The 26,846-nt window shown below is 72.8% G+C and carries 21 protein-coding genes; 9 read left to right on the forward strand and 12 right to left on the reverse strand.

The features are described 5' to 3' along the window. Positions 1–49 precede the first annotated feature (49 nt). The 8 genes from ACH4S8_RS36570 to ACH4S8_RS36605 all read right to left on the reverse strand — a co-directional run bounded on the left by ACH4S8_RS36570 (position 50) and on the right by ACH4S8_RS36605 (position 9,808). A complete protein-coding gene (locus ACH4S8_RS36570) occupies positions 50–1,132 on the reverse strand; it encodes a Zn-dependent alcohol dehydrogenase (protein ID WP_398402016.1) in 1,083 nt (360 codons plus the stop codon). Positions 1,133–1,142: 10 nt separating this feature from the next. Beyond that, complete coding sequence (locus ACH4S8_RS36575) at positions 1,143–2,531, reverse strand: aldehyde dehydrogenase family protein (protein ID WP_398402018.1); 1,389 nt, start codon at positions 2,529–2,531, stop codon at positions 1,143–1,145. A 135-nt stretch (positions 2,532–2,666) separates the two neighbouring features. Next, positions 2,667–4,013 (reverse strand): ABC transporter ATP-binding protein, encoded by a 1,347-nt coding sequence (locus ACH4S8_RS36580; RefSeq protein WP_398402020.1) that lies wholly within the window; start codon positions 4,011–4,013, stop codon positions 2,667–2,669. 242 nt (positions 4,014–4,255) lie between these two features. Continuing rightward, positions 4,256–5,023 (reverse strand): class F sortase, encoded by a 768-nt coding sequence (locus tag ACH4S8_RS36585; protein ID WP_398402022.1) that lies wholly within the window; start codon positions 5,021–5,023, stop codon positions 4,256–4,258. Beyond that, a complete protein-coding gene (locus ACH4S8_RS36590; protein ID WP_398402024.1) occupies positions 5,010–5,768 on the reverse strand; it encodes a hypothetical protein in 759 nt (252 codons plus the stop codon). Before ACH4S8_RS36590 ends, ACH4S8_RS36585 begins: the two co-directional genes overlap by 14 nt. Before the next feature lie 220 nt (positions 5,769–5,988). Then, entirely contained in the window at positions 5,989–8,247 is a 2,259-nt protein-coding gene (locus tag ACH4S8_RS36595) for a molybdopterin oxidoreductase family protein (protein ID WP_398402026.1), read from the reverse strand. Positions 8,248–8,444: 197 nt separating this feature from the next. Then, positions 8,445–9,062 (reverse strand): TetR family transcriptional regulator, encoded by a 618-nt coding sequence (locus tag ACH4S8_RS36600; protein WP_398402028.1) that lies wholly within the window; start codon positions 9,060–9,062, stop codon positions 8,445–8,447. A gap of 191 nt (positions 9,063–9,253) precedes the next feature. After that, positions 9,254–9,808: a hypothetical protein gene (locus ACH4S8_RS36605; RefSeq protein ID WP_398402030.1), complete on the reverse strand. Its 555-nt coding sequence runs from the start codon at positions 9,806–9,808 to the stop codon at positions 9,254–9,256. 192 nt (positions 9,809–10,000) lie between these two features. Between ACH4S8_RS36605 and hmgA the strand changes: the two genes are divergently transcribed. The 4 genes from hmgA to ACH4S8_RS36625 all read left to right on the forward strand — a co-directional run bounded on the left by hmgA (position 10,001) and on the right by ACH4S8_RS36625 (position 14,746). Further along, on the forward strand, positions 10,001–11,341 hold the full coding sequence (gene hmgA / locus ACH4S8_RS36610) for a homogentisate 1,2-dioxygenase (protein ID WP_398402033.1): 1,341 nt from the start codon (positions 10,001–10,003) through the stop codon (positions 11,339–11,341). A 49-nt stretch (positions 11,342–11,390) separates the two neighbouring features. Beyond that, complete coding sequence (locus tag ACH4S8_RS36615) at positions 11,391–12,140, forward strand: GntR family transcriptional regulator (protein ID WP_398402035.1); 750 nt, start codon at positions 11,391–11,393, stop codon at positions 12,138–12,140. A gap of 42 nt (positions 12,141–12,182) precedes the next feature. Beyond that, the gene (locus ACH4S8_RS36620; protein WP_398402229.1) at positions 12,183–13,397 is read left to right on the forward strand and encodes a type ISP restriction/modification enzyme; all 1,215 of its coding nucleotides are present in this window, start codon (positions 12,183–12,185) and stop codon (positions 13,395–13,397) included. 140 nt (positions 13,398–13,537) lie between these two features. Further along, the gene (locus tag ACH4S8_RS36625) at positions 13,538–14,746 is read left to right on the forward strand and encodes a CaiB/BaiF CoA transferase family protein (RefSeq protein WP_398402037.1); all 1,209 of its coding nucleotides are present in this window, start codon (positions 13,538–13,540) and stop codon (positions 14,744–14,746) included. A 157-nt stretch (positions 14,747–14,903) separates the two neighbouring features. Here the strand turns inward: ACH4S8_RS36625 and ACH4S8_RS36630 are convergent, their stop codons facing one another. The 3 genes from ACH4S8_RS36630 to ACH4S8_RS36640 all read right to left on the reverse strand — a co-directional run bounded on the left by ACH4S8_RS36630 (position 14,904) and on the right by ACH4S8_RS36640 (position 16,705). Further along, the gene (locus tag ACH4S8_RS36630) at positions 14,904–15,173 is read right to left on the reverse strand and encodes a hypothetical protein (RefSeq protein ID WP_398402039.1); all 270 of its coding nucleotides are present in this window, start codon (positions 15,171–15,173) and stop codon (positions 14,904–14,906) included. Positions 15,174–15,288: 115 nt separating this feature from the next. Next, the gene (locus ACH4S8_RS36635) at positions 15,289–16,107 is read right to left on the reverse strand and encodes an anti-sigma factor (RefSeq protein WP_398402041.1); all 819 of its coding nucleotides are present in this window, start codon (positions 16,105–16,107) and stop codon (positions 15,289–15,291) included. Positions 16,108–16,162: 55 nt separating this feature from the next. Next, positions 16,163–16,705 (reverse strand): sigma-70 family RNA polymerase sigma factor, encoded by a 543-nt coding sequence (locus ACH4S8_RS36640; RefSeq protein ID WP_398402043.1) that lies wholly within the window; start codon positions 16,703–16,705, stop codon positions 16,163–16,165. Between the two features lie 397 nt (positions 16,706–17,102). Between ACH4S8_RS36640 and ACH4S8_RS36645 the strand changes: the two genes are divergently transcribed. From ACH4S8_RS36645 to ACH4S8_RS36660, 4 genes are all read left to right on the forward strand, one after another. Then, entirely contained in the window at positions 17,103–18,644 is a 1,542-nt protein-coding gene (locus tag ACH4S8_RS36645; protein WP_398402045.1) for a DUF4331 domain-containing protein, read from the forward strand. A gap of 108 nt (positions 18,645–18,752) precedes the next feature. Continuing rightward, positions 18,753–20,513 (forward strand): tetratricopeptide repeat protein, encoded by a 1,761-nt coding sequence (locus tag ACH4S8_RS36650; protein WP_398402047.1) that lies wholly within the window; start codon positions 18,753–18,755, stop codon positions 20,511–20,513. Next, positions 20,510–22,432, forward strand: coding sequence for a sulfite exporter TauE/SafE family protein (locus tag ACH4S8_RS36655; protein ID WP_398402049.1), 1,923 nt, complete (start codon positions 20,510–20,512; stop codon positions 22,430–22,432). The genes ACH4S8_RS36650 and ACH4S8_RS36655 overlap by 4 nt, the downstream gene beginning before the upstream one ends. A gap of 45 nt (positions 22,433–22,477) precedes the next feature. Further along, positions 22,478–24,121 carry a serine/threonine-protein kinase gene (locus tag ACH4S8_RS36660; RefSeq protein ID WP_398402051.1) on the forward strand — a complete coding sequence of 548 codons (1,644 nt, stop codon included), beginning with the start codon at positions 22,478–22,480 and terminating at the stop codon, positions 24,119–24,121. A gap of 87 nt (positions 24,122–24,208) precedes the next feature. Here ACH4S8_RS36660 and ACH4S8_RS36665 read toward each other — a convergent pair whose 3' ends face one another. After that, a complete protein-coding gene (locus ACH4S8_RS36665; RefSeq protein WP_398402053.1) occupies positions 24,209–25,015 on the reverse strand; it encodes an SGNH/GDSL hydrolase family protein in 807 nt (268 codons plus the stop codon). A gap of 450 nt (positions 25,016–25,465) precedes the next feature. Between ACH4S8_RS36665 and ACH4S8_RS36670 the strand changes: the two genes are divergently transcribed. Continuing rightward, on the forward strand, positions 25,466–26,560 hold the full coding sequence (locus ACH4S8_RS36670) for a DUF5925 domain-containing protein (RefSeq protein WP_398402055.1): 1,095 nt from the start codon (positions 25,466–25,468) through the stop codon (positions 26,558–26,560). Positions 26,561–26,846 lie beyond the last annotated feature (286 nt).

The following is a 26,846-nucleotide window of genomic DNA, read 5'->3' on the forward strand; positions in this document are numbered from 1 at the left end:
CCCGCGGGGACTGCCGTACGTGACTGCCGTACGCGTCCGCCGTACGCGTCTAGAAGACCACCAGCGCCCGGCCCCCCTTGCCCGCGATCATGTTCTCGAAGGCCGCCGGTATGCCGTCCAGGGCGATGCGGTCGGTGACCAGTGCGCCGAGGTCGAGGCGCCCCGCGCGGACGTGCTCCGCGAGAACCGGGAGATCGCGCGCCGGGTCGGAGTTGCCGTACACGCAGCCCGCGAGGGTCCTGCCCCAGTGGAAGATCTCCAGGGCGTTGAAGGTGACCTGCTGGTCCTTGCCGCCGATGCCGACGACGGTGGTACGGCCACCGCGCCGGGTCGACTCCCAGGCCGTGCGGATGGTGACGGCGCGGCCGACGCACTCGACGGCGACGTCGACGCCGTGGCCGCCGGTCAGGGCGCGGACGGCGCGGGCGGTGGTGTCGGAGGCGACGACGAAGTCGGTGGCCCCGGCCGCGCGGGCGAGCGGCTCCTTCCCGGGCGAGACGTCGACCGCGACGATCTGCGAGGCGCCCGCGATCCGGGCGGCCTGCAGGGCGGCGAGCCCGACCCCGCCGGCCCCGAACACGGCGACGCTCTCGCCGTGTTGGACCTGGGCGGAGTGGTGGACGGCTCCGTAGCCGGTGAGGACGGCGCAGCCGAGCAGGGCGGCCTCGGTGAGCGGGATGCCGTCCGGGGCGGGCAGGACGCAGGACACCGGCACCACCGTCTCCTCCGCGAACGCGGCGACGTTCAGGCCGGGGTGCAGATCGCTCCCGTCGGAGGCGCGGCGGGCGTACACGCTTCCCGTGCCGGTGAGCGCGTTCGCGCACAACCACACCTCACCCAGCGAGCAGGCGTGACAACTCCCGCAGGAGGGGGCCCAGTTCAGTACGACTCGGGAGCCGGGGGCGACCTGCGTGACACCTTCGCCGACGGCGACGACGGTGCCGGCGCCCTCATGACCGAGCACGGCGGGCACCGGCACCCGCATGGTGCCGTCGGACAGGGACAGGTCGGAGTGGCAGACCCCGGCGGCGGCGAGCCTCACCCGGACCCGGCCCGGTCCCGGATCGGGGAGTTCGATCTCGGCGATCTCCAGCGGGGCACCCACGGCGGGAAGGACGGCGGCGCGAACCACGTGAACGCTCCTAGAACTGGAGGGACTTGGTCTGGAGGTACTCGGACAGGCCGTGGGTGCCGAGTTCGCGCCCCACGCCCGACTGCTTGTAACCCCCGAAGGGGGCCAGGGGGTTGAAGCGTCCCCCGTTGATGTCGACCTGGCCGGTGTCGAGCCGCCGCGCGAAGGCGACCGCCTCGGACTCCTCTCCCGCCCACACCGCGCCCGCGAGCCCGTACACGGTGCCGTTGGCGATCCGCAGGGCGTCCTCCTCGTCCTCGTAGCGCAGGATGGACAGGACCGGGCCGAAGATCTCCTCCTGCGCGATCGTCATCTGCTCGGTGACGTCGGCGAACACGGTGGGAGCGACGAAGTAGCCCTGCTCGCGCGGGGCTTCGGAGCCGCCCGCGACGAGCCGCGCGCCCTCGGCGACGCCCTTGTCGATGTAACCGCGCACCCGGTCCCGCTGTTTGGCGTTCACGACGGGTCCGATGCGGTCGCCGTACTTGGCGGCGGCCGCCGCGGCGAGCCCGACCGCCTCGTCGTAGCGGTCGGCGGGAACCAGCATGCGGGTCCAGGCGCTGCACGTCTGGCCGGAGTTGGACATCACGTTGGCGACGCCGACGTTCACGGCCTTGGCGAGGTCGGCGCTCGGCAGGATGACGTTCGCGGACTTGCCGCCGAGTTCGAGGGCGACGCGCTTGACCGCGGCGCCCGCGGTCGCGCCGATCCGCCGGCCGACCGCCGTGGAGCCGGTGAAGGAGACCAGGTCGACGTCCGGGTGCTCGGCCAGCGCCTGGCCCGCGACCGGGCCGAGGCCGGTGACCAGGTTGAAGACGCCGGCCGGCACGCCCGCTTCGGCGACGGCCTCGGCGAAGAGCTGGGCGGTCAGCGGAGTGTCCTCGGCGGGCTTCAGCACCACCGTGCAGCCGGCGGCGAGCGCGGGGGCGACCTTGGCGACGATCTGGTGGAGCGGGTAGTTCCAGGGCGTGATCGCGCCGACGACCCCGACGGGCTCCTGGTAGACGGTCGAGTTGCCGACCTTCTCCTCGAAGGCGTACGTCGCCGCCAGCTCGGCGTAGGAGCCGGCGACCAGCACCGGGACGCCCGCGTGCACGGCCTGGGAGAACGCGAGCGGCGCTCCCAGTTCGGCGGTGACGGTCTCGGCGATCTCGTCCCTGCGGGCGGCCAGGACGTCCCTGAGGGCGGTGAGGCGGGCGGCCCGTTCGGCGGGCGGGGTGGCGGCCCAGCCGGGGAACGCGGCACGGGCGGCGCGTACGGCGGTGTCGACGTCCAGGGCCGTGCCCGCCGGGACGTGGCCGATCACCTGCTCGTCGACCGGGTTCACGACCTCGATCGTGTCCCGTCCGGCGGCGGGGCGCCACGCCCCGTCGATGTACATGCCGTCATGTGCCTTCATCGTGTTCCTCCCGGGCGGGGCAGCGTCGTCCGTGACCTAAACTAGCGATGATAGTTTTGCGGCGCCAGGGTGACCTGCCGCACGACGGGTCCCGGCACGCCCCGGGGAGCCCGCACCGGGCACGCCCTCGGGGAGTCACTCCTCCAGGTCGGGCAGCCGCTCGGGGGCCGGGCAGATCCGTTCGCCGCTGTGGTCGAAGACGAACAGGTGGGCGAGGTCCACGAGGAGCGGGATCTGCATGCCGTGGCGGAGTTCGATGTCGGGCGTCGTGCGCACGACGAGATCTCCGGGCAGCCGCCCCTCGGGCGGTGTCTCCCCGGAGCGGTCGGCCTCGCCGTCCGAGGGATGGTCGAGGACGACCACCGGTCCGGCCCGCAGCGTCCCGGCACGCCCCCGCAGCCGGTCCAGGACGGTGCCGCCCTCGCGGCGGCGCCGCCGCGTCGGGCGGGACGGGCGCGGCGACTCCAGTTCGGGGACGACGGCGGGCCGCGAACCGGTGTTGAAGTGGACGAGGACCTCGTGCCCCTGGAACTCCACGTGCTCGACCAGACCGGTGATCGCCACCTCGCCCGGCCGGGCCTCGGAGGGTCTGGCGAGCCGGATGGCCTCGGACCGCAGTCCGACGATCACCTCGCGGCCCTGTTGCACCCGGAGCAACTGGTGGTCCAGGCACAGGGGTTCGGGCAGACGCAGGAACTGCTTGCCGAGGCTGATCGTCATGGCGCCGTCGAGCGGGGCCCGGACGATTCCGCGCAGCAGGTTGATCCTCGGGGTGCCGATGAAGGCGGCGACGAAGACGTTCGCGGGCAGTGCGTAGACCGTGCGGGGCGTGCCCAGTTGCTGGAGGACCCCGCCGCGCATCACGGCGACCCGGTCGCCGAGCGACATGGCCTCGGCCTGGTCGTGGGTGACGTAGACCGTGGTCGCGCCCAGTTCCCTGGTGAGCTTGGAGATCTCGGCCCGCAGGTGGTTGCGGAGTTTGGCGTCGAGGTTGGACAGCGGTTCGTCCATCAGGAAGGCGGAGGGGTGGCGCGCTATCGCCCGTCCCATCGCCACGCGCTGCCGCTCGCCGCCGGAGAGCTGGCTGGGGAAGCGGTCGAGGAGGTCCTGGATACCGAGCATCCGGGCGGTGGCGTCCACCCGGGCCCGGGGGTCGGCGCCGGGTGCCTCGATGCGCAGCGGGAAGCCGATGTTGTCGCGGCTGGTCATGCTCGGATAGAGGGCGAAGTTCTGGAAGACCATCGCCATGTTCCGCTCGGAGGGCTGCAGGTCGTTGGAGTACTCCCCGTCCAGGTGCACCTCGCCCTCGGTGACCTCCTCCAGTCCCGCGATCATCCGCAGCACGGTCGACTTGCCGCAGCCGGAGGGACCGAGCAGCACGAGGAACTCGCCGGGCCGGATGTCCAGGGAGAGCCGTTCCACCACACGGGGCCCGCGGGCGTAGGACTTGCTGACGTGGTGCAGGGAGATGGCGCGTGTCATGACAGGTGCCCCCGGGGGCGTGCAAGGCGCTGGTGCTCCGCGGCCGGTCGTCCCGCACGGGTCGTACGGGACCTTGAGTCACGGAAGCTAACGGACCGCGCACGTCCGGGGGAAGACACGGGGCGGTATCGGACGGGCGGGTTCGGTACGGGCGGAAACGGACGATCGGATACCGCCTCGGGCCGGGGGCCGCGCGACGGGGGCCGCGGCCGCACCCCCGGTCCGCCGTCCCGCGGCCGGCCTCAGCGGCTGCCCGTCCGCCCCCGGATCTCGGTGAGACGGGCGAAGGCGATGACGTTCGCCGCGTATCCGGACGTGCGGTCGTAGGCGCCGCCGCAGGTGATCAGCCGCAGTTCGGGGCGCCCCCGGTCGCCGTACACCTCCTGGTCGGGGAAGTGGGCCTTCGCGTACGTGCGTACGGCGTAGACCGTGTAGACGGCGGTCCGCCCGTCCGCGCGCCGCGCCTCGACGCGTGCGCCGGTACGGATCCGTTCGACCGGGGCGAAGACGGCGGGTCCCGTCCGGGTGTCGCGATGGCCGACGACGAGGGCCGTGCCCCGTTCGCCCGGCGTGGGACCGTCCGTGTACCAGCCGACGGGTTTCGGATCGTCCACGGGCGGCGCGGTAAGCCGTCGGTCGCGGTCCAGCCGCAGACCGATGACCGGCGCGTCGACGCCCAGGGAGGGAATGCGCAGGGAGGTGGCCCGGGAGCGCGGCAGCGGCGCGGGCGGGGGTGCGGGCCGGGCCGCCCGGCGGGCGGCCGGGGACGGGTGCCGCCGCGGGCCGCCGCCGGGGCGGGCGTCCGGCGCGTGCCCGGCGCCCGTGTCCGCGGCCGGGGCCCGGGGGGCGGCACCGTCGTGCACGGCGCCGGCCGCCGCCGCACCGGGGGGCTCGTCGTCCCCCGCCCACCAGACGCCGCCCACCACCAGCGCGACGGTGACCACCAGGGTCCTCGCCAGGCGGTAGGCGCGCGTCCGGTACCAGGGCCTGTGCCGTCTACGCGGCGCCATTGCCGCGTCGGCGCAGCCGCAGGAACACGACTCCCCCGGCCACTACGAGACCCACGGCCGCCGCTCCGGCCACCGGCGAGAAGTCCTGCGCGCGGGCGAGACCGCCGCCGCCCGCCGCAGGTCCGCCGTTGGGGCCGCTCCGCTGTCCGCCCAGGCCGCCCTGCTGTCCGCCCGGCCCGCCCTGCTGTCCGCCGGGTCCGCCGCCCTGTCGACTCGGGCCGGGGCTGCCCTCCGGACCGCCGGGACCACTCCGCAGGCTCGGACTCGGGCTGCCGCCCGGAGCGCCGGGACCGACCTGTCGGCTGGGCGACGGTGACGGCGCGCTCACGGGGCAGTCGACCTTGAAGACCTTGCTCTTGCCGGCGCCGTTCTCGCCCTGGAAGTTCCAGGTCAGCTTGTACTGGCCGTCGGGCAGGGTGAGGTTGCCGGTCCGGCCGCGGCCGGTCGCGGACGTGAACAGCCGGCCCTGCAGGAGGGGGCCGCCCGCGGTGGGGGGCTGGGTCGCGATCGACCAGGAGACCTGCTGTCCCCCGTCGAAGTCGAAGCCGTCGAGGTAGAACTGACAGACCTTCGGATCGTCCCGCTCGTTGTCGAACGGCGTGTTCGCGTCGTGGACCTTGACGTCGCCGTTGTCACCGGGGGCGGCGACGGCGGCCGGGGCGCCGAGGAGGGCGGCGCCCGCGACCGCGAGGGCGGCCAGGGCGCCGGCGCCGCGACGTGGCACGGTGTGGGACGAGGTGGACATGCGAGACCCCTCCGAGTCAGATGATTTTCATATAAATTTCAGGTCATCTGACTAGTTCTCACATGAGATCCGCAAAGGGGCGCAACTGCGCCCGCTCCCCCGTCAGGGATCGCTCGTCCGGCGCAACAACGCCCCCGGGCCGCCACGGCCCAGGGGCGTCGCGGTGCCCCGGCCGCTGCGGCTCACGGGCATCCGCGGCGGCCGGGGCGGTGGCGCCGGCTCAGGAGCAGGCCGCCAGTTCCACGGGCACCCCGTTGAGGACAGCCGTTCCGGACAGCGGGTCGAGCAGCGAGCCGTCGAGGAGCTGGTTGACGTTGACCCCGGGGTCCAGGGCGGCGTGGCTCATACGGGTGCCGGGGCGGTCGTGCCCCCAGCCGTGCGGAAGGCTCACCACTCCGCGCCGTACGGTGTCGGTGATCTCCGCCGGGGCGATCACCTCTCCGCCGGCGCCCCGGACGCGCACGGCCGCTCCGTCGTCGAGCCCCAGCCGGGCGGCGTCGTCGGGGTGGATGTGCAGGGTGCAGCGGTTGGAACCGCCGGTGAGCGCGGGGACGTTGTGCATCCAGCTGTTGTTGGAGCGCAGATGACGGCGGCCGACGAGGACGATCGCCGCCGGGCGTTCGCGCAACGCGTCCCGCAGGCGGGGCAGATCCCCCGCGATCGGTCCGGGGAGCAGCTCGATCTTCCCGCTGCGGGTCTTGAGCCGCCGTGGCAGGCAGGAGGTGAGCGGTCCCAGGTCGATGCCGTGCGGATGCGCCAGCAGCCAGTCCAGGGTCAGGCCGCCCTGGCGCGCGCCGAAGCCGTCGCCGTACGGGCCGAGGCGCAGCATCATGTCGAGCCGGCGCTCGGGGCCGTTCTCGCCGGTGAGGGCGGCGGCGAGTTCCCCCGGGTCGCGTCCGTGCACCGGCGAGGCGGTGTCCTCGACCGCTTTGCCGAGGGTGCCCTCGATGACCATCGTGTCCACGGCGGACGGGTCGGCGCCGTGCATGCCGGTCGCCGCGAGGACGAGCCGGGCGAGGATCTCGGTCTCGGCCATCCGGCCCTCCTCCAGGGGGACCGCGGGGCGGTTGTAGCGGACCTGGTTGCGGACGGCGAGGGTGTTGAACGCGAAGTCGTGGTGGGCGCTGCGGGAGGGCGGGGGCGGCGGCAGGACGACGTGGGCGTGGCGCGAGGTCTCGTTCAGGTAGGGGTCGACGCTGACCATGAAGTCCAGCGATTCGAGGGCCTTGTCGAGCCGGAGGCCGTCGGGCGCGGACAGGACGGGGTTGGCGGCGACGGCGATGACCGCGCGGACCGGGCTGCCGCCCTCGGTCGGGGTGTCTATCTCCTCCGCCAGTGCGGCCAGCGGCAGTTCGCCCTTGGCCTCGGGGTGCCGGCTCACCCGGCTGTGCCAGCGGCCGAGCGCGAAGCCGTGACCGGGACCCGCCGGACGGGGCGTCCGGTCGGTGGCGGCCGTCGGGAAGAGGGCGCCGCCGGGCCGGTCGAGGTTGCCGGTGAGGATGTTGAGGACGTCCACCAGCCAGCTGGCCAGGGTGCCGTGCGGGACGGTGCAGCTGCCGATGCGGCCGTAGACGGCGGCGGTGGGCGCGGCGGCCAGCTCGCGCGCCAGCTCCCGGATGGTCCCGGCGTCCACGTCGCAGGCCGCGCTCGCCGCCTCGGGCGTGAAGTCCCGCAGCGCGTCGGGGAGTTCGTCGACGCCCTGGACGTGCGGGACGAGCGCGCCGAGGTCGACGAGCTTCTCCTCGAACAGGACGTACGCCATCGCCGCGAGGAGCAGGGCGTCGGTGCCGGGGCGGATGGCCACGTGGCGGTCGGCGAGCTTGGCCGTACGGGTGCGGCGCGGGTCGATGACGGTCAGCGTGCCGCCGCGGGCCCGCAGCGCGCGGAGCCGGCCGGGGAAGTCGGGAGCGGTGCACAGACTTCCGTTGGACTCCAGCGGGTTGGCGCCGATGAGCAGCAGGTGGTCGGTGCGGTCCAGGTCCGGGACGGGGATCGCGTTGGCGTCTCCGTAGAGCAGGCCGCTCGACACGTGCTTGGGCATCTGGTCGAGCGTGGAGGCGGAGAAGACGCTGTGCGTGCGCAGGGCGCCGAGCAGGACGGCCGGGTAGAGGGCGCCGGCCATGGTGTGCACGTTCGGGTTGCCGAGGACGACACCGAGGGCGTGCGGCCCGTACCGCTCGACGACCGGGCGCAGCCCCGCGGCCACCGCGTCGAAGGCCTCCTCCCAGGTGGCCTCGCGCAGTTCGCCGTCCCGGCGGACGAGGGGGGTGCGCAGCCGGTCGGGGTCACCGTCGGCGGCGCCGAAGGAGGCGCCCTTCGGGCAGATGAAGCCCTTGCTGAACACATCGTCGCGGTCGCCCCGGGCGCCGGTCACCCGGGTGCCCTCGATGGTCAGCGTGAGCCCGCAGGTGGCCTCGCACAGGGGGCAGACGCGCAGCGCGGTGCGAGAGTCGGGGGTGGTGCCGGAGGTGCGGGACACGGGTCCTCCCGGAGGGCGGTGGCCTGGGTGGCACACGGACCCGGCGAGCATACCGACCGGTACGCATGACGGGGAGGGGTCGCCGCGGGTCAGGTCGGAAATCAGCGCGTGGACGGCACCGGTGTCCGGGAGCGGGGGGACGGCGGTGGCGCCCCGGAAGCGGGGGGACGGCAGTGGCGCCCGCGGACGGGACCGGTCTAGTCGAGGACCCTGGACAGATAGGCCCGCAGCAGTTCGCGCGTCTCCTCGATGATCCGTTCGTCCCCTTCGGGATCGACCCGGAAGGCGAGGTGGACCAGGGTGTCGGCACTCTCCACGGCGACCAGGAAACAGCGGCGGAGGTCGTCGTCCGGGGTGCGGTCGAGATAACCGGAGAGCAGGTCGGTGAGGCGGTCGGCGACCCGGGTGTTCGGTTCGGCGTCCCGGGCGCCCACGGGAATCTGGTTGCCGAAGTCGACGAGGGAGAAGCCCGGCGCGGTCCGCTTCATGGCGAGGTACTCGTCGAGCACCGCGTCCATCGCGGCCCGCCAGCCTCCCCCGTCCGCCTCCCGCAGGCTCTGGGTGACGCGTTCGGCGTAGAGCTCGAGGTTGCGCTGGGCGAGCGCGTCGGCCATCGCCCGCTTGTTGCCGAAGAAACGGTAGACGGAGCCGATGGGCACACCGGCCCGCTGGGCCACGGCCCGGGTGCTCAGCCCGTCGTAGCCCACCTCGTCGAGGAGGTCGGCGCAGGCGTCGAGGATCCTGGTCAGTCGTTCTGCGCTACGCCGCTGTACGGGCGCTCTGCGGAGCGAGGTCGCATGGGGCACGCTCTTCATGATGCCTTTCCGCCGGGGTCCGGTGAACCTCGCCCATCAGTACGCACCTCCGTGCCGTGACCACTCATTTTCGGCGGACACCGCCGTGCCGTGACCACGCGTCACGCCCCGGGCCCGCCGTCCGCGGCGTGGCCTGCGAGGTCGTCCGCGCCGACCGTGCGGGGCGACGCCACCACCCCCGGAATCGACTCCTACGGTGCCGCCGACCCCTGTCCGCCCTCCGGGCCGGAACCCGATCCGGCCTCCGAACCGGAACCCGAGGCCGTGATGTCGGCCGTGCTCTCGACGGGCTTGCCGCGGACGGCCCACACGGTGCCGTCGTCCGCGTACAGCCGCGCGGTGATGTGGTGGGTGCCGCGCGGCACGAGACGCCCGGCCAGGCGGTACTCGGCGGTGCGCAGCCGGGCGACGCTCCGGCCGTCGACATAGAGGTGGGCGATGCCGCGTCCGGCCACCGGAACGGCTCGCGTACCCGCGGGCGAGAAGCGGAAGTCGCGGACGGTCAGCCGCACGTCCCAGCCGCCGGCGGAGTCCGGCTGGATCTCGATCGCGACCTCGGGCGCCCCCTTCCGGCCCACCTCACGGTAGAGCCGCCCCTCCTCGTCCATCGTGTCGAGCAATGTGCCCACGGGCGAGGCGGAGACCGTGGTCCCCCGCTCGTGCGCATCACCGGCGCCGCAGCCCGCGGCGCCGCCGAGCAGGACGCAGACCGCGAGCGCGGTGAGCAGTCCACGCGTCCACCGCATGTCCGGGAGCGTAGAACAAGGCCCCTCGCGGCCGGATCCCCCTGGAGTCGGGTTCTTCGGCCGCGCGCACACCCTCACGTACTAGTCCCCTGGCAATTCCGGCCAAGTCGGGGCTTGCCCCGGACGGCCTCTTGCGCGGGGCGGGCCGGAATCCTACGGTGATGCATAGGAATCAGGCGCGAGGGAGCGATCATGAGCGGGGACGCGAGGAAGACGGCCGAGGGGCTGGCCCACCTCTCCGGATTCGGCAACGAACACAGTTCGGAGGCGGTCCCCGGGGCCCTGCCGCACGGCCGCAACGCGCCGCAGCGCGCACCGCTCGGCCTGTACGCGGAACAGCTGAGCGGCTCGGCGTTCACCGAACCGAGGGCGTCCAACCGGCGCTCGTGGCTGTACCGGATCCGGCCGTCGGCCGCCCACCCCGCCTTCGTCCGCGCCGACAACGGCACGCTGCAGACGGCACCGTTCACGGAGACGGTGCCCGACCCGAACCGGCTGCGCTGGAACCCGCTTCCGGAGCCCCCCGCCGGGACGGACTTCCTCGCGGGCCTGTGGACCCTCGGCGGCAACGGCGACGCGAGTCAGCGCACCGGGATCGCGGTGCACCTGTACCACGCCAACGCGTCGATGGATCGGGTGTTCAGCGACGCCGACGGCGAGCTGCTCATCGTCCCGGAGCGCGGCGGCCTGCTGCTGCGCACCGAGTTCGGACTGCTGCACGTGGAGCCGGGCCGGGTGGCGCTGATCCCCCGGGGGGTGCGTTTCCGGGTGGAGCTGCTGGACCCGGCACCGGAGGGCGGGTCGGACCTCGGCGCCCGGGGCTATGTGTGCGAGAACTACGGAGCACCGTTCCAGCTGCCCGACCTCGGTCCGATCGGCGCCAACGGTCTGGCCAACGCCCGTGACTTCCTCGCCCCGGTCGCCGCGTACGAGGACGTCGAGGGACCGGTCGAGGTGGTGAACAAGTTCTGCGGCAACCTCTGGACGGCGACGTACGACCACTCGCCGCTGGACGTGGTCGCCTGGCACGGCAACCACGTGCCGTACGTCTACGACCTGCACCGCTTCAATGTGATCGGCTCCATCAGCTACGACCACCCGGACCCCTCGATCTTCACGGTGCTCACCTCGCCGTCCGACACCCCGGGGCTGGCCGGGGTCGACTTCGTGGTGTTCGCGCCGCGCTGGCTGGTGGGCGAGGACACGTTCCGGCCGCCGTACTTCCACCGGAACGTGATGAGCGAGTACATGGGGCTCATCGAGGGCGCGTACGACGCGAAGGCGGAGGGCTTCGTACCCGGCGGCGGCTCGCTGCACAACATGATGTCGGCGCACGGACCCGACCAGGAGACCTTCGGCCGTGCCAGCGCCGCCGAGTTGAAGCCGCAGAAGATCGACGACGGTCTCGCCTTCATGTTCGAGACGCGCTGGCCGGTCACCGCGACGGCCCAGGCGGCACAGGCGGACCACCTCCAGCGCGGCTACGACGACGTGTGGCGGGGGCTCGGCCGGCACTTCCGTCCGGCCGGCTGAGTCGCACGGGCCGTTGCCTTCCACGCCCGCGACCTGTACGGATACCCTCGTGACCTCCTTCGCTCCCGATTCGATCGTCCTGAACCGCAAGCTGCCGCTGTGGTATCAGGTGTCGCAGTCCCTGCGTGCCTCCATACTCGGCCGCACCCCCCAGGATCCCCTGCGCCTGCCCACCGAGGAGCAGCTCGCGGGCCACTACGGGGTGAGCGTGCTGACCATGCGGCAGGCGCTCAAGGAGCTGGAGGTCGAGGGGCTCATCACCCGGCACCGCCGGCGGGGCACGTTCATCGAGCCGAGCGCGCGGCGGGGCGCGCCCGTGCGGCTGCTCGGCTCGGTGGACGCGATCGTGGCCCAGCAGTCGGGCATGACGACCGAACTGCTGGACCAGGGGAAAACGCCTGTTTCCGGTGAACTGGCGGAATTCTTCCCGGATGTGGACGAGGTGGCGACGTACCACCGGCTGCGCAGCGACGAGACGACGGGCGAGCCGACGAACCACGCGCGCAACTATCTCCGGCCGGAGCTGGCCGACCGCATCGACCGGGAGGACCTGATCCGCTGGCCGATGACCAAGGTGCTGCGGGACGTGCTCGGGGTCGGCATCAGCCGGATCACCGACACGGTGGAGGCGACGCTCGCGGACCCGGAGACGGCGCGGCTGCTCCAGGTTCCGCTGCTCAGCCCGATCCTGCGCTACACGGGCGTCATCCACGGCAAGGACGGGCAGGCGCTGGACGTGGCGGTCATCCACTACCGGGGCGACCGCTTCTCGTTCACGGTCACCCTCGACGCACACTGAACGATGGCGTACGGGGACGACGAGCGGCGCCCGCGTCGTACGATGCCGGGCGTGACGCCCGATGCCGCTCCGCTGCTCGCGGACCTCATGCCGTGGTCCGTCGCACCGCCGAGGCTGGGCCGGAGGTGGCCGACGGCCCCCGACGCGGCCTCCCTGAAGGCCCGCTGGGACGCCCTCGTACGGGCCGAAGGGGCGGACCGCGAGACGCTGTTCGGGCCGACGCGGGCGCGCACGACGCGCTCCGCGGTCGCCCAGCTGCCGGGCCAGTCCAGTGGGACGGGACGCCTCGCGCGGGCGTCGGACCCCTGCCCGGCGCCGGTGCGCGTGCTGAGCGCCCCCTTCGACGAGCAGTGGCTGATTCCCGATCACCGGCTGATCGACTCCGCCCGTCCCGAGCTGTGGCGGGTGGCGGGCGAGGAGCAGGTGTTCGCGGTCGAGCAGACCCCGGTGCCCGAGTCGTCGGGACCGGCCCTGCTGGCCGCGTCCGTGCTGCCGCTGAGCGCCGGGCGCGGCGGGCGGGTGCGTCCCCTCTACCGGCGGCCCGGCGGTCGTGAACCGAACCTGGCGCCGGGCCTGTTGGAGCATCTGGGCTCCCGCCTCGGCCACGCGCCCGCCCCCGCCGACGTCCTCGCCTGGACGGTGGCGGTCGCGCGGCACGGCCGGGACGGCTGTCTGGTCCCGCTCACCGCAGACCCCGAAGTGTGGTCGTCCGGAGTCGAGTTGGGCCGGCGGATGCTGCGGCTGATGCGGCGCGACGGTGAGCGGCCCAAACTCCCCGGCGGCCGACGGCCCTACGTGCGCGCCCCGCTGTCCACGCCGCCCCAGGGGGCCCGGCCGGCTTCGGGCCCCCTGATCACCGACCCGTACTACGACCGCGCCGAGGAGTCGCTGCACCTCGGCGCGGGCAGGATCTCACCCGTGCCGCCCGAGGCCTGGGACTTCGAGGTCGGCGGAGTGCGGGTGCTGGAGCAGTGGTTCGCCGTGCGGACCGAACCCGGGGAGCCGGGCACCCTGGAGGCGATCGGCCCCGCCGGCTGGCCGCAGACGTGGACCTCCGAACTCCTCGAACTCGTCACGGTGCTCGCGCTGCTCGCGGAACTGCGGCCGCTGCAGGCCGCGTTGGAGCCGCGCTCCCCGATCACCCGGACGGAACTGCGCACGGCCGGCGTGCTCCCGGTCCCGGCCACGGCACGCCGCCCGGCATCGGTGCTCGACCACCGCGAAGAGGGCCCCGAGGGACAGTTCGCGCTGATCTAGGAGGCCGGGACGCCTCTCCCGGTACGTCGGACCGACCACCGTCCCTCCTGCCGCTCGCGGTCCGCCGGTACGCCGGCGGAGCGCGCCGAGCGCCGGATCAGGGGGCGGACGCCTGATGACAAAGGTGCCGCGCCCAGGTCATGATCCATCGCATGCAGCCGGAGCCCCTGCCCCTCGAAGGCATCACCGTCGTCGCCGTCGAGCAAGCCGTCGCCGCGCCCTTCGCGACCCGCCAGCTCGCCGATCTCGGTGCGCGGGTCGTCAAGGTCGAGCGGACCGACGGCGGGGACTTCGCCCGCGGCTACGACACCGCGGCCCGGGGCCTGGCCTCGCATTTCGTGTGGTGCAACCGGGGCAAGGAGTCCGTCGCCGTCGACCTGAAGGACCCGCGCGGGCTCGACGTCGTACGCCGGCTCGTCGCGGAGGCGGACGTGTTCGTGCAGAACCTCGCCCAGGGGGCGGCGGCCCGGCTCGGCCTGGACGCGGCGACGCTGTGCGCCGGACATCCGCGGCTGATCGCGGTGGACATCTCGGGATACGGGCCGTCGGGTCCCTTCGCCGGCAAACGCGCGTACGACATGCTCGTCCAGTGCGAGGCGGGGCTCGTGTCGGTGACCGGGACGCCCGGGCAGCCGGTGAAGGCGGGCATCCCGGCGGCGGACATCGCGGCGGCCATGTACGCGTTCTCGGGGGTCCTCGCGGCGCTGGTGCGGCGCGGCACGACCGGACGCGGGGGCCCGGTCGAGGTGTCGATGCTGGACGCGCTCGCGGAGTGGATGGGGCATCCGCTGCACCACGCGATGCACGGCGGGACCCCGCCGGCACGCACGGGCCTCGCCCACGGCGTCATCGTGCCCTACGACGTCTATTCGACGGCTGACGGCGGGCACGTGCTCCTGTCGGTGCAGAACGACCGGGAGTGGCGGCGGCTCGCCCAGCAGGTGCTGGGGCGGCCCGGGGCGGCGGACGATCCGCGCTTCGCGACGAACGCGGCGCGGGTGGACAACCGGGAGCGCGTGGACGCGCTGGTGGCGAAGGCGCTGGGGGCGCTCGGCGCCGACGAGGCGGTGACCCGCCTGGAGGCCGCCGGCATCGCCTGCGCACGGCTGCGGGACGTCACGGAGGTGGCGGAGCATCCGCAGCTCGCGGCCAGGAACCGATGGCGGGACGTGGGATCGCCGGTGGGGCCGCTACGGGCGCTGCTGCCTCCGATCACGCTGCCGGGCGGGGAGGAGGCGCGCATGGGATCCGTCCCGCGGCTCGGTGAGCACACAGGGGTGGTGTTGCGGGCGCTGGGCATGACGGACGCGGACGTCGCCGAGCTGCGGCGGGACGGGGTGGTGCGCTGAGCCTCACGGCTCGGTGACGGTGGTGACCCGCGCTCCGGACGTGGTGGTCACCGGCACCGCTGCCCGCCGTGGGGATGACGGACGCGGAAGGGCAGCGGTGTGCCGGTTCGGTGGAGTCGCCGGAGCGCGGGTCGAGAAGGCCGGTGCCGACAGCCGGTCAGCGGTCGCCGAACAGCGAGCGGCGCAGCCGCCTGAGCGGCGCGAACAGCGAGACCCGCCGCACGCGCGCGACCCTGGAGCCGCTGTCGTGCGCGTGGTCACGGGTCGTGAGCTCACGCATCAGTGACGTCGCCTCGACCGTCTCGCGCTGCGGTATGGCAGGGCCACCGAGCACCGCGAGATGTCGGTCGAGGCGCGAACTGGTCGCGCTGCTCCCGCACGTGATCGCAGGGACACGCGCCCTGCTGCGCACTGTTATCTGTTCCATGTCACTCCCCACCCGTACAAGTCCACCCGGCCCGGGCAGACTAACCCTATCGCCCCCTCGCGGCGCGTGTGTATCTCGGACAAAGGATTCACCTTCCCCATAAGGGGGTTGACGGTTACTCTCCGAATCCAACCGTTTCCAGGGCGAGTTGGACAACCGGCGAGGTAGTGGGCTGCTCCGAGCCCCCGCGGGGCTCGACCGTCACTGCGAGTGACGTCGCGTTCTTGTTCAGCCCGCCGGCGACGAGGGGCGTGTCGCCGTCGAACAGACCGAGGGAACGCGGTTTCTCGTTGGGGCGCATGAGCCACAGCTGATGAACGCGTCCACCGGAGGGCGTGCCGAGTCCGCTCAGCGTCACGACGGCCCGCCGCTCGGACGCGGAGGCCACTACTCCGATTCCGTGGCCCCGCGCGTCCCGTTCACCGGTCGCCCGCGCGTCGGGTGCCGCGAGAACGTGGGCGATCTCACGCGCCTGGGCGCGCTCCTGGTCCAGTCGGTCGCGCGTCTGGGTCGCCTGGACCGCGAACAGCGCGGCGACGACGAGGGCCGCGGCGGCTGTGGCGGTGGCGAGCGGGGCGAACAGCGGGCGGAGCCGGGGGGCACGGTCCCGCGCGGGCTGACGGGCCGCCCGCACGCCGGGCAGGTCCCGGGCGGCTCGTTCCTGAGGTGTCATCCGTACGGAGGCCTGCTCCTGGGGTGTCGTCCGTACGGCGGTCAGCACCCGCTCGCGCAGCGCGGCCGGCGGGGCCGCCGCCGTGGACCAGGCGAGCCGTACGGCGTCCTCGGTCAACGCCCGTACCTCCTCGGCACAGCGGTCACAGCCTTTCAGGTGGCGTTCGAAGCGGCGCCGTTCGTCGCGCTCCAGCGCGTCGAGGGCGTAGGGGGCGGCGAGGGAGTGCAGATCGCGGCCCAGCAGTCGGTCGAGGACGCTCATGCGGCACCTCCCTCTCTTCCGTGCGGATCGGTGCCCGGCAGGCGGTCGTGGACGTTCACGCGACTCCTCCCAGGCATTCACGCAGGCGGGTGAGCCCGTCGCGCATACGGGTCTTGACGGTACCGAGGGGCAGGGAGAGCCGCTCGGCGACTTCGCGGTAGGTGTAGCCGTCGTAGTAGGCGAGGGTGACGGACTGCCGCTGCAGGGCGGTGAGCCGGTCGAGGCAGCGGCGGACCCACTCGCGTTCGAGCCCGGCCTCGACCTCCTCGGCCACCTGGTCGAAGGCGGGGTGGTGGTTGCGCTGCCCCTCGCGCTGCTCGCGTTCGGTGGCCGCGCGGGCGCTGCGCACCCGGTCGACGGCACGGCGGTGCGCGAGGGTGAGGACCCACGACAGGGCGCTGCCGCGTCCGGGGTCGAAACGCGGTGCGGAGCGCCAGAGTTCGAGCAGGACCTCCTGCGACACCTCCTCGGACTGCGCCGGGTCGCGCACCACGCGGCGCACCAGTCCGAACACCGGCCCGGACACCAGTCCGTACAGCTCCTCGAACGCCTTCTGGTCGCCTCCGGCCACCAGTACCAGTAGTTCGTCAGCCTCCACCCGTCCCCCTCTCCGGCCGTGCACCGTCCGTCCCTTCCCTTACGTGTTCGCAGCGAACCTGTCTACGGATGGGGTACGGATCAGCGGACCGAAAACGCGTGTCCGCATCTGATCAGTTCGCCTGTCCGCAGCCGAACGATTCGTGTGTCCGCCGTTGGTCGACTCGCCTGTCCGTCACCGAACGGTTCGCGTGCGCCGGGCTGCTCCGTCCCTGTCCGTGACCGGCGGCGCCACGCGTCTCGCGCCGGCCGGCCCGGAAGCCCGTCGGCGAAGAATCCGGCCCGTCGATGAAACAAGCCGAGGCAACCGCCGTAAAGACGTTTGGGATTCGACCAATCCACCCCGGCGACCGCTCCGAATGGCGTGCGTCAGGCAAGTTGGACAGAGGACGGACGGCATGACACCTATCTCCAGGAGCGGCGTGGGACGCAGGACTCTCACGACCCTCGTATGCGGTGCGCTGGCTGCCGGGGGGCTCGCGGCCGCCGGTGCGACGGCGCTGGCGCCGGGGGCGGCCTCCGCCTCCAGCCACCGGGAGGCCCCGCTGATCTCGGGCACTCCCCAGTACGACAACACGGACGTGTACGCGTTCGTCAGCCCGGACAAGCCCGACACGACGACGATCGTGGCGAACTGGATCCCCTTCGAGGAGCCCGCCGGCGGTCCGAACTTCTACACGTTCGCCGACGACGCCCAGTACGACATCCACATCGACAACAACGGTGACGCCCAGGGCGAGTTGATCTACCGCTACACCTTCAAGACGCACCGCAAGAACGGCAACACCTTCCTCTACAACACGGGTCCGGTCACCAGCCTCGACGACCCGGACCTCAACATCACGCAGACGTACGACATCGATCTGCTGCGGCTGCACAACCAGCGGCTGGTGTCGAAGACCAAGATCGCGGACGACGTCCCGGTCGCTCCGTCCAACGTCGGCAAGGCGTCGATGCCGGACTACGCGAAGCTGCGCCACCACGCGATCTCCAAGCTGGCCGGCGGCTCGACGACGTTCGCCGGCCAGGCGGACGACCCGTTCTTCCTGGACCTGCGCGTCTTCGACCTGCTGTACGGCGGGAACCTGACCGAGGTCGGGCGGGACACCCTCAAGGGCTACAACGTCAACTCCATAGCCCTGCAGGTCCCGAACGACATGATCCGTGAGTCGGAGGGCCAGCCGATCGTCGGCATCTGGTCCACCACGCAGCGCAGGGACGCCCGCGGCCAGTACCGCCAGGTCTCGCGCCTCGGCATGCCGCTGGTCAACGAGGTCGTCAACCCGCAGAAGGACAAGGACAAGTTCAACGCGTCCGCGCCCTGGGACGACGCCCAGTTCCTGAAGAACGTGACCAACCCCGAGCTCCCGAAGCTCATCGAGGGGATCTACAAGATCAAGGCCCCGGCCGAGCCCCGCAACGACCTGGTCGACGTGTTCCTGAAGGGCGTGAAGGGTCTCAACCAGCCGCCGCACGTGCGTCCGGCGGAGGAACTGCGCCTCAACACCTCGATCAAGCCGTCCATGCACCCCAAGCGGCTCGGTGTCCTCGACGGCGACAACGCGGGCTTCCCGAACGGACGCCGCCTCACCGACGACGTGATCGACGCCTCGCTCCAGGTCGTCGAGGGTGAACTGGTCGGTTCCAAGAACGACTTGGGCGACGCGGTCGACAAGAACGACAAGGGCTTCGAGAAGTCCTTCCCGTACGTCGCCGAGCCGACCTCCGGTTCGCGCGGCGCGCTCGCCAAGGGCACGACCAGCGGGACCGACGTCCGCAGCCAGCTCGGCGACGCGCTGCAGCCCGCCGGCACGAACTCCGGCGGCGGGACCGACACCATGCTGATCGCGGGCTCCGCCGCGGCGGGCGCCGCCGGCATCCTGCTCATCGGCACCGGTCTGCTGTGGTGGCGCCGACGGATGTACAACCGGGCCTACTGACCCGGCTCACCGACTGGCGCGGCCCGCACGCAGTTCAACCCCCACGGTGCGGGCCGCGCCGCCCCACCCCCACGACGACCGTTTCGCCAAGGACTTTGAGGAGAGGGCATGTCCCCGCGTACGAACGACAACGCGGCGCCGGACGCCGAGAAGGCCACGCCCACCGAGAACACCGTGGGGGCCACGCCCACCGAGAACACCGCGCCCACCGAGAACATCGCGGAGGTCACGCCCGACGCGAGCACTGCGGGGACCGCACCCGACGCGGGGACCGCGGAGGCCACGCCGGCCGAGAACATCACGGCCGGCACGGCGACCACGCCCACCGCGCCCGGCACGGGCACCCGGACCCGCGACACCGTCGTGGACGAGGACACCGAGGTGCCGGTGGGCGGGGCGGGCGCCTCGAAGGCGACACCCGCCGACGACAGCGCCGAAGCCTCCTCCGCGCCGGGCACGGCCGATGACCCGTCCGGCGAGGGCGTCGCGGACGGGACCGACCGGCAGGTGGCCGCCGTGCGCCGTCTGTCGCAGTCGCAGCGCCGCTGGCGGGCCGCTCAACTCGGCTTCTGCGCCGCCGCGTTGGCCGTCGCCATGACGGCGGGCGCGGTGGTGCTCGGCGCTCTTCGGGACGGCGCCACGACTCCCGCCGTCGCGGCCGTGTCCAACGGCGTGTCACCGCAACTGCTCGCGAGCGGCGACCTCGACGCGAGCATCCTCTCCCTCCAGGCCCATCTCCGCACCCAGCCCAAGGACTTCGGCGGCTGGGCGACACTGGGGCTCGCCTATGTCGAACAGGCCCGCACCAAGGGCGACCCCTCCCGCTATCCGCAGGCTCAGGAAGCGCTCGCCCGCTCCTTGAAGCTGCGCCCCGACTACGATCCCGCGCTCGCCGGACGAGCCGCCCTCGCGGCCGCCCGGCACGACTTCGCCGGCGCCCTGAAGTACGCGGACCTCACGCTGAAGCAGAACCCCTACAGCGAGCGCGCCCTGTCCTCCCGTATCGACGCGCTCGTCGAACTCGGCCGCTACGACGAGGCGTCGAAGGCGGCAGACCTGGCGGACTCCCGGCGGCCGGGCGTCCCGGTCTTCACCCGGTACGCCTACGTCCACGAGCTGCGCGGCGACGTGAAGACCGCACGCCGGGTCCTGGAGCAGGCGCTCGCGACGGCGACCAGCCGCGGCGACATCTCGTACGTGACGTCCGCCCTCGGCCAACTGGCCTGGAACCAGGGCGACTACCACTCCGCCCTCACCTATTACGCGCGAGCGCTCGCCGCCGACGACAACTACCTGCCCGCCCTCGAAGGCCGGGCCCGCACACAGGCGGCGCTGGGTGACCGCGCGGCGGCGATCAAGGGGATGGAGCAGGTCGTACAGCGCTATCCGCTTCCCCAACCCCTGCTCGAACTGGGCGAGTTGTACGAAGCCCGGGGTGCGGCGGGCGACGCGCGGAAGGCACACGACCAGTACACGCTGGTGAACGCCTGGATCTCCCTCGCCCACGCCTACGGCGTCAACGCGGACCTCGACACCGCGCTGGCCGCCGCCGACCACGGCGACCACAAGGCCGCGCTGGCGGCGGCCCGCGCCGAGTGGGCCCGCCGGCACACCGTGCACACGGCGGACGCGCTCGGCTGGGCCCTTCATGTGTCGGGCCGCGACGCGGAGGCCCTGCCGTACGCGCGTCAGGCCACGGCGACGGGCTACCGCAACGCGTCCTTCCTCTACCACCTCGGCGTCATCGAGCGCGCCAACGGCCACACCGACAAGGGCCGCACCGCGCTGAAGGCGGCCCTGGACCTGAACCCGGGCTTCTCGCCGCTGGGCGCCCGCGAGGCCCGTAAGGCGCTGGAGGCCGCGAAGTGAGGGCGCCCCGGTTCCTCGCCCTGTGCGGGACGGTCCTCACCGCGGCCTGCGCGCTCGTGCTGGGCCCGTCCGGGCCGGCCAGCGCGCATCCGCTGGGCAACTTCACCGTCAACCGCTACGACGGACTCGTCGCCGCCCCGGGGCAGTTGCGCGTCGACCACGTCGAGGACCTGGCCGAGATCCCCGCCACCCAGGCGGAGCCGGACATCAAACGTCTCGGTATGACCGACTGGGCCCGGCAGCGCTGCGAGACCGCCGCGCACGGCAGCAGGGTCACGGTGGACGGGCGGGCGGTGACGCTCACCGCGGGCACGAGCCGGGCACACCTGCGGCCGGGACAGGCGGGACTCCACACCCTGCGCGTGGAGTGCCGGCTGACGGCTCCCCTCTCCGGCAAGGGCACGGTCACCGTGGGCTTCCACAGCGCGGGCGCCGACCACGGCCCCGGCTGGCGCGAGATCACCGCCCGTGGCGACCGGATGACGCTCACCTCCTCGGACGTACCGCGGAAGTCCGTCTCGTCCGAGCTGACCCAGTACCCCAAGGCCCTGCTCTCCTCGCCCGCCGACACGGCCACCGCCTCGCTGCGGATCCGCCCCGGCGGCCCCGCTCTCGCCGAGGAGCGGCGCGACGCCCCGGCCGCCTCCGTGCTCCCGCGCGGCGCCGACCGCTGGACCCAGGCCCTGAACAACCTGGTGGCCCGTCAACACCTCACCTTCGGCTTCGCCGCGCTGGCCCTGGTCATCGCCGTCGGCCTGGGAGCGATGCACGCGCTCGCGCCCGGCCACGGCAAGACCCTGATGGCCGCGACGGCGGCGGCGCGCGGGGGCCGGGCCCGGTTCAAGGACGTGCTTCCCCTGGCCGCCTCCGTGACGGTCACGCACACGCTCGGAGTCGTCGCGCTCGGCCTGCTGGTCACGGCGGGCTCGGCGGCGGCCCCCTCCGTGATCGCCTGGCTGGGCGTGTCCAGCGGCGTCCTCGTCACCGGGGCGGGTGTCACCCTCCTGCGCCGGGCCTGGCACAACCGGCCCTCCGCACACGGGCACGATCACGCGCACGGCCATGGGCACGCACACGACCACGCACACGACCACGGACACGCGAAGGACACGGGTCACCCGCACGACCACGCCCACGCCTCCGCTCACGCACACGACCACGCGCAGGCGCAGGCGCACGAGCACGGCCCGGACCCGGCCCACGGCCACGGACCGGGCCACCCGCACGACCACGAACACCCGCCCGTCCTCCCGCACACACACGACCACGAGCACGAGCACGCCCACGCGGACGCGGCGCGCCCCCTGGTGCTGGCCCACGCCACCGCGTCCGTCACGACCGCCGCTCCCACCGCGACAGCGACGGTGCCCCGACCCCACACCCACGACCACCCGCACCCGCACCCGCACCCGCACCCGCACGACCACAGTCACGACCACGACCACGATCACGGACACAGCCACGACCACGGGCACGACCACAGTCACGGGCACGACCACGGCTCTGCCGACACCTCCCACTCCCCCACCCTCGAACACACCCACGGCGGCTTCACCCACACCCACGAGATCGCCCCCACCGTCCGCGGAACGATCCTGCTCGGCTTCGCCGGCGGGCTCGTGCCCAGTCCCTCGGCCGTCGTCGTGCTCGTGGGCGCCGCGGCGCTCGGGCAGGCGTGGTTCGGCCTTCTGCTGGTGCTCGCGTACGGCGTCGGGCTCGCTCTGACGCTGACGGCGGCCGGCTTCGCCGTCGTCAAGCTCGGCAGCGGCATGAACCGCGCCCTGGCCGGACGACGGAACTGGGCCGAGGGGCGCCTCGTGACGCTGGTCCGCAGGACCGCGCCGCTCGGCTCGGCGCTGATCGTCGTGGCACTCGGGGCCGGATTGGTGCTCAAGGGGGCGGCATCCGTACTCGGCTGAGCTACTTTTGGGGAGAAAACGCGCGGAAGCGAATGGGGGACGCACGTGTCCGAAGATCCGGGCAGTGAACGTGTGATCGCGGGGCGCTACCGACTGCTCTCGCCCTTGGGCGAAGGCGGTATGGGCACGGTGTGGCGCGCCCGCGACGAAGTACTGCAGCGCGAGGTCGCCGTGAAGGAGGTCCGCGCCCCGGCCGGACTTCCCGATTCCGAGGTCGAGCGGATGTACGCGCGGCTGGAGCGGGAGGCGTGGGCGGCCGCCCGGGTCTCCCACCGCAATGTCGTGACGGTCTACGACGTGGCCATGGAGGACGGCCGGCCCTGGATCGTGATGGAGCTGATCCGCGGCATCGCGCTCTCCGACCTGCTGGACGCCGAGGGTCCGCTCGATCCGCAGCGAGCCGCCCACATCGGCGCCGAGGTGCTCGCCGCGCTGCGCGCCGCGCACGAGGCGGGGGTCCTGCACCGGGACGTCAAACCGGGCAACGTGCTGATGGCGAACGACGGACGGGTCGTCCTGACGGACTTCGGCATCGCGACGGTCGAGGGCACCTCCGCGCTGACCATGACGGGCGAGGTCATCGGATCGCCCGAGTTCCTCGCCCCGGAGCGGGCGCTCGGACGCACCCCCGGGCCCGAGTCGGATCTGTGGTCGCTCGGGGTGCTGCTGTACGCGGCGGTCGAGGGCAACTCGCCCTTCCGGCAGCCCACTCCGCTGAGCACCCTGAGGGCCATCGTCGACGAACCGCTGCCGGCGCCGCGTCGTGCGGGTCCGCTCGCCCCCGTCATCGAGGGGCTGCTCGCCAAGGAACCGGCCGAGCGGACGAGTGGCGAGGCGGCCGAGCACGAACTGCGCGCGGTCGCGGGCGGCGGTACGGCGCCCACGCGTCCCATGGGTACCGCGGCCCGGTCCTCCGAGGCGCCGACGATCGGGGCGTTCGGCCCCCCGGCGCCGTCCTCCGCGACACCGCCCCAGGGGTTCGGTCCGCCTCCCGCGACCGTGCCCTCGGCCACCCCCGCGGCGGAGCCCGGCCGCAACCGCCGGGCGGCCGTCGCCCTGGTAGCGGGCCTGATCGCGCTGGCGCTCGCCCTCGGCGGGCTGACGTACGCCCTGCTGAACCAGGGCAAGGGTGGCGACGGGAACACCGGGCAGGGGAACAGCAGCAGCGGGGGCACCGGCACCACTGACGGAGGCACGGCCTCGGGGGGCCACAAGAGCGAGAGCGCCACGGCCGGCGCGACCGGCGGCACGAGTCCCTCCAGCAGCGCTCCCGGGGGCGGGAGTTCGACCTCCGCACCGCCCGCGCAGTCCGTCCGGGTGACGGTCTCGGGCCACAACACCCACTACACGGGCACCTGTCCGCCGCCCGGCGCGCAGGCTCCCTCGTTCACGGCGACGTTCACGGTGGGCCGTGTTCCGGTGGATGTCGAGTACCGCTGGGTGACGCACACCGGCGAGGTGACCGATCCGAGCTGGAAGACGCTGTCGTTCCCGGCGGGCGGCGGCCGGACGCAGCAGAAGACGGTGGTGGCGACGACGTACGACACGAGCGGGGAGTTCGCCAACTCGATCGGCGTGGAGGTGCGCAGTCCGGTGCGCGTGACCTCGGACTCCGTTCCGTTCACCATCACGTGTGTGACGGAGACCCCGACGGACGGGGCCTCCGCATCCGTGTCCGCCTCTCCCTGACGGGCAGGCGGTGTCCCTCGGCGGGGCGGGCTTTCTCCCCGCCGGGAGGGGTGTTCTCTCGAAGGGTTCCGGGGTGGGGCCCGGAGGTCAGACGGCTCCGGAGAAGGCCGGCAGGTAGCCGCCGGAGTGGCCGGTCGCGGTCGGGTGGTACGACACGCCGATGTCCAGCCAGTTCAGGCTGTGCAGCCAGGCGTCACCGGAGCAGATCTCGTGGCCGGTGAAGTTGCCCCTGACGTCGGCGAACGTGAAGCCGTGGGCGGCGGCACGGGCGGCGATCGCGCTGTCCAGATAGTCGGCCGCGCCGTTGATGGCGGACCGTTCGGCCTCCGAGAGTCCGGTCAGGCAGCTGCCGTTGAGCTTGTAGAAGCGGGGGTAGCCGAGGACGACCACGTGGGCGGCCGGGGCTTTGGCGCTGATCGCCGAGTAGACCGAGTCGAGGTTGCCGGGGAGTGTGGAGTCGACGTACGCCTTCGCCGTGGCGATGCGGGAGAGGCAGGAGCTCTCGGACTGCAGGACGCAGGTCGTCATGACGTCCGAGAAGCCGGCGTCGTTGCCGCCGATGGTGATGGAGACGAGGCCCGTGGAGGAGCTGAGCGGGCCGAGCTGATTCGCCGTGACATCACCCGTACGAGCGCCCGAGCAGGCGGTGAAGTTGAACGACGAGGGTGAATGGGCGGCGTTCCAGAGATAGGGGTACGCCTTCGTGCTGCGGTCGCAGGAGCCGCTGGAGCTGATGTAGCTGCCCGCGCCGACACCGGAGGAATAGGAGTCACCGAGGGCCACATAGCCGGTGGCCGCCGCGGTTTGCGCCTGAGCCGCCGCTGCCCCGGTGAGGGCGAGGCCGGCGGCCAGGAGGAGTGAGGTCATGTATGCCGAAAATCTGGGACGTCTCATGGAACCTCCCTTTAGCAGGATCTCTGCCACAACTTTGGTAGCAGCTACGCGTGTTGACAGGAAGTGTCCATGCCAAGACTCTTATGTATCAACCGGCGGATACACCCCTGTTCATCACATATGTCGTTACATGTCCATGACGATCGAACGACAGCCGGATTACAGGGCAGGGCGACTCGTCAACTCCCGGGGCACACAGCCGAGAACGGCGGGAGCCGATGCGACCCCCGATCACGGAGAAGTCGTAACTTCCCTTCATTCAAAGGGAGTTGCTCCTCCAGACTCATGAGTCCGGGCAGCAGGAGAGAGCGCGGGACGGATCCCGTCGCACCACGGCCCCGAACAGGACGGCCGGACGGGATGCACCGGAAGAGCGGGACCGGGCACGACACACACGACGCACCGCGGAAACCGGGTGCACGGGGCGCCCGCGTGACAGATCATGGCGACATGTCTGCGAACCCTCACGACGCTCTGCCGATCAGGCTCAACGTCGACGACAGCGACTCGCCGTCGGATGTCGTCGACGCGCTGTTCCTCGGTCGCTTCGCGACGGGCGAGCAGCCGCACTCGCACGCGGCGAACATCGACCGCGTACGCTCCGGGGCCACTCTGCTCCCGCCGGGCGCCCGGGTGCTGCGCTCCGCGCGCGACGACGACCGCAGCGCCACCCTCGCCGAGGGCGACGGCTGGACCCTGCTGGTGTCCCGCTGGAACCGCGGTGCCGACGTCACGGTGACCGCGACCAGCGTCGAGCTGGCCGAGAAGGTGCTGAAGCAGGCCACGGACGGGGCGGCGGACGAGCCTGAACCGCAGCCGGAGAACGTCACCATGGGCTTCTGGTACGTCTCTCCGCGCCGGGGACCGCACCGCACGACCCGGCAGATCTCGGCGGGCACCTGGGAGGAGGTCCGCCCCAACTACACGGCGCCGGTGGCGGACGCCATGGACCGCCTGATGAAGACGACCCCGGAGGACATCGCGGGCCGGCTGCTGCTGCTCCACGGCCCGCCCGGCACCGGCAAGACCTCCGCCCTGCGCACGCTGGCCCGTTCCTGGCGCGACTGGTGCCAGGTGGACTGCGTGCTGGACCCCGAGCGGCTCTTCTCCGACGTCGGCTATCTGATGGACATCGCGATCGGCGAGGAGGACGGCAGCGGCAAGGGCCGCTGGCGGCTTCTCCTGCTGGAGGACTGCGACGAACTGATCCGCGGCGAGGCGAAGCACACCGCGGGCCAGGCCCTGTCACGGCTGCTCAACCTCACCGACGGACTGCTCGGCCAGGGCCGCAACGTCCTCGTGGGCGTCACCACCAACGAGGACCTGGAGCGCCTGCATCCCGCCGTCGTCCGCCCCGGCCGCTGCCTCGCCCGGATCGAGGTCGGACCGCTCACCCGGCGGGAGGCGGTGGGCTGGCTGGGCACCGAGGAAGGCGTCCCGCGCGAGGGCGCGACCCTCGCGGAGCTGTACGCGCTGCGCCGCGGGACGACCCCGACCTCGGTCCCGGACCAGCGCGAGAGCGCGGACGCGGGGCTGTACCTGTAGCCGTCACGGGCCCGCGGCCGGCCCGGCTCGGGACCTCCGCGGCCGCCTCGGTCAGGACCACGTCCCGGGCCGGGGCCGCTCGGTTCGGCTTCGTCCCGTCATGCGGCTGGTGGCTCTGCGGCTCCCGGCCGGCATCGGCACCGGGACCGCACGGCCCGCGGCTCACCGCTCGGGAGCGGGGCCGCACGGCTCACGGCTCACGGCTCACGGCTCACGGCTCACGGCTCACGGCTCACGGCTCACGGCTCACGGCTCACGGCTCACGGCTCACGGCTCACGGCTCACG

It is taken from the genome of Streptomyces sp. NPDC021080 (assembly GCF_044333225.1).
Lineage (GTDB): Bacteria > Actinomycetota > Actinomycetes > Streptomycetales > Streptomycetaceae > Streptomyces.

Excerpts from the sequence above, each read along its gene's own strand:
- ACH4S8_RS36575 (WP_398402018.1), bottom strand. The coding sequence starts at position 2,531 with ATGAAGGCACATGACGGCATGTACATCGACGGGGCGTGGCGCCCCGCC.
- ACH4S8_RS36580 (WP_398402020.1), bottom strand. The coding sequence starts at position 4,013 with ATGACACGCGCCATCTCCCTGCACCACGTCAGCAAGTCCTACGCCCGC.
- ACH4S8_RS36585 (WP_398402022.1), bottom strand. The coding sequence starts at position 5,023 with ATGGCGCCGCGTAGACGGCACAGGCCCTGGTACCGGACGCGCGCCTAC.
- ACH4S8_RS36590 (WP_398402024.1), bottom strand. The coding sequence starts at position 5,768 with ATGTCCACCTCGTCCCACACCGTGCCACGTCGCGGCGCCGGCGCCCTG.
- ACH4S8_RS36600 (WP_398402028.1), bottom strand. The coding sequence starts at position 9,062 with ATGAAGAGCGTGCCCCATGCGACCTCGCTCCGCAGAGCGCCCGTACAG.
- ACH4S8_RS36605 (WP_398402030.1), bottom strand. The coding sequence starts at position 9,808 with ATGCGGTGGACGCGTGGACTGCTCACCGCGCTCGCGGTCTGCGTCCTG.
- hmgA (WP_398402033.1), top strand. The coding sequence starts at position 10,001 with ATGAGCGGGGACGCGAGGAAGACGGCCGAGGGGCTGGCCCACCTCTCC.
- ACH4S8_RS36620 (WP_398402229.1), top strand. The coding sequence starts at position 12,183 with ATGCCGGGCGTGACGCCCGATGCCGCTCCGCTGCTCGCGGACCTCATG.
- ACH4S8_RS36625 (WP_398402037.1), top strand. The coding sequence starts at position 13,538 with ATGATCCATCGCATGCAGCCGGAGCCCCTGCCCCTCGAAGGCATCACC.
- ACH4S8_RS36630 (WP_398402039.1), bottom strand. The coding sequence starts at position 15,173 with ATGGAACAGATAACAGTGCGCAGCAGGGCGCGTGTCCCTGCGATCACG.
- ACH4S8_RS36635 (WP_398402041.1), bottom strand. The coding sequence starts at position 16,107 with ATGAGCGTCCTCGACCGACTGCTGGGCCGCGATCTGCACTCCCTCGCC.
- ACH4S8_RS36645 (WP_398402045.1), top strand. The coding sequence starts at position 17,103 with ATGACACCTATCTCCAGGAGCGGCGTGGGACGCAGGACTCTCACGACC.
- ACH4S8_RS36650 (WP_398402047.1), top strand. The coding sequence starts at position 18,753 with ATGTCCCCGCGTACGAACGACAACGCGGCGCCGGACGCCGAGAAGGCC.
- ACH4S8_RS36665 (WP_398402053.1), bottom strand. The coding sequence starts at position 25,015 with ATGAGACGTCCCAGATTTTCGGCATACATGACCTCACTCCTCCTGGCC.
- ACH4S8_RS36670 (WP_398402055.1), top strand. The coding sequence starts at position 25,466 with ATGTCTGCGAACCCTCACGACGCTCTGCCGATCAGGCTCAACGTCGAC.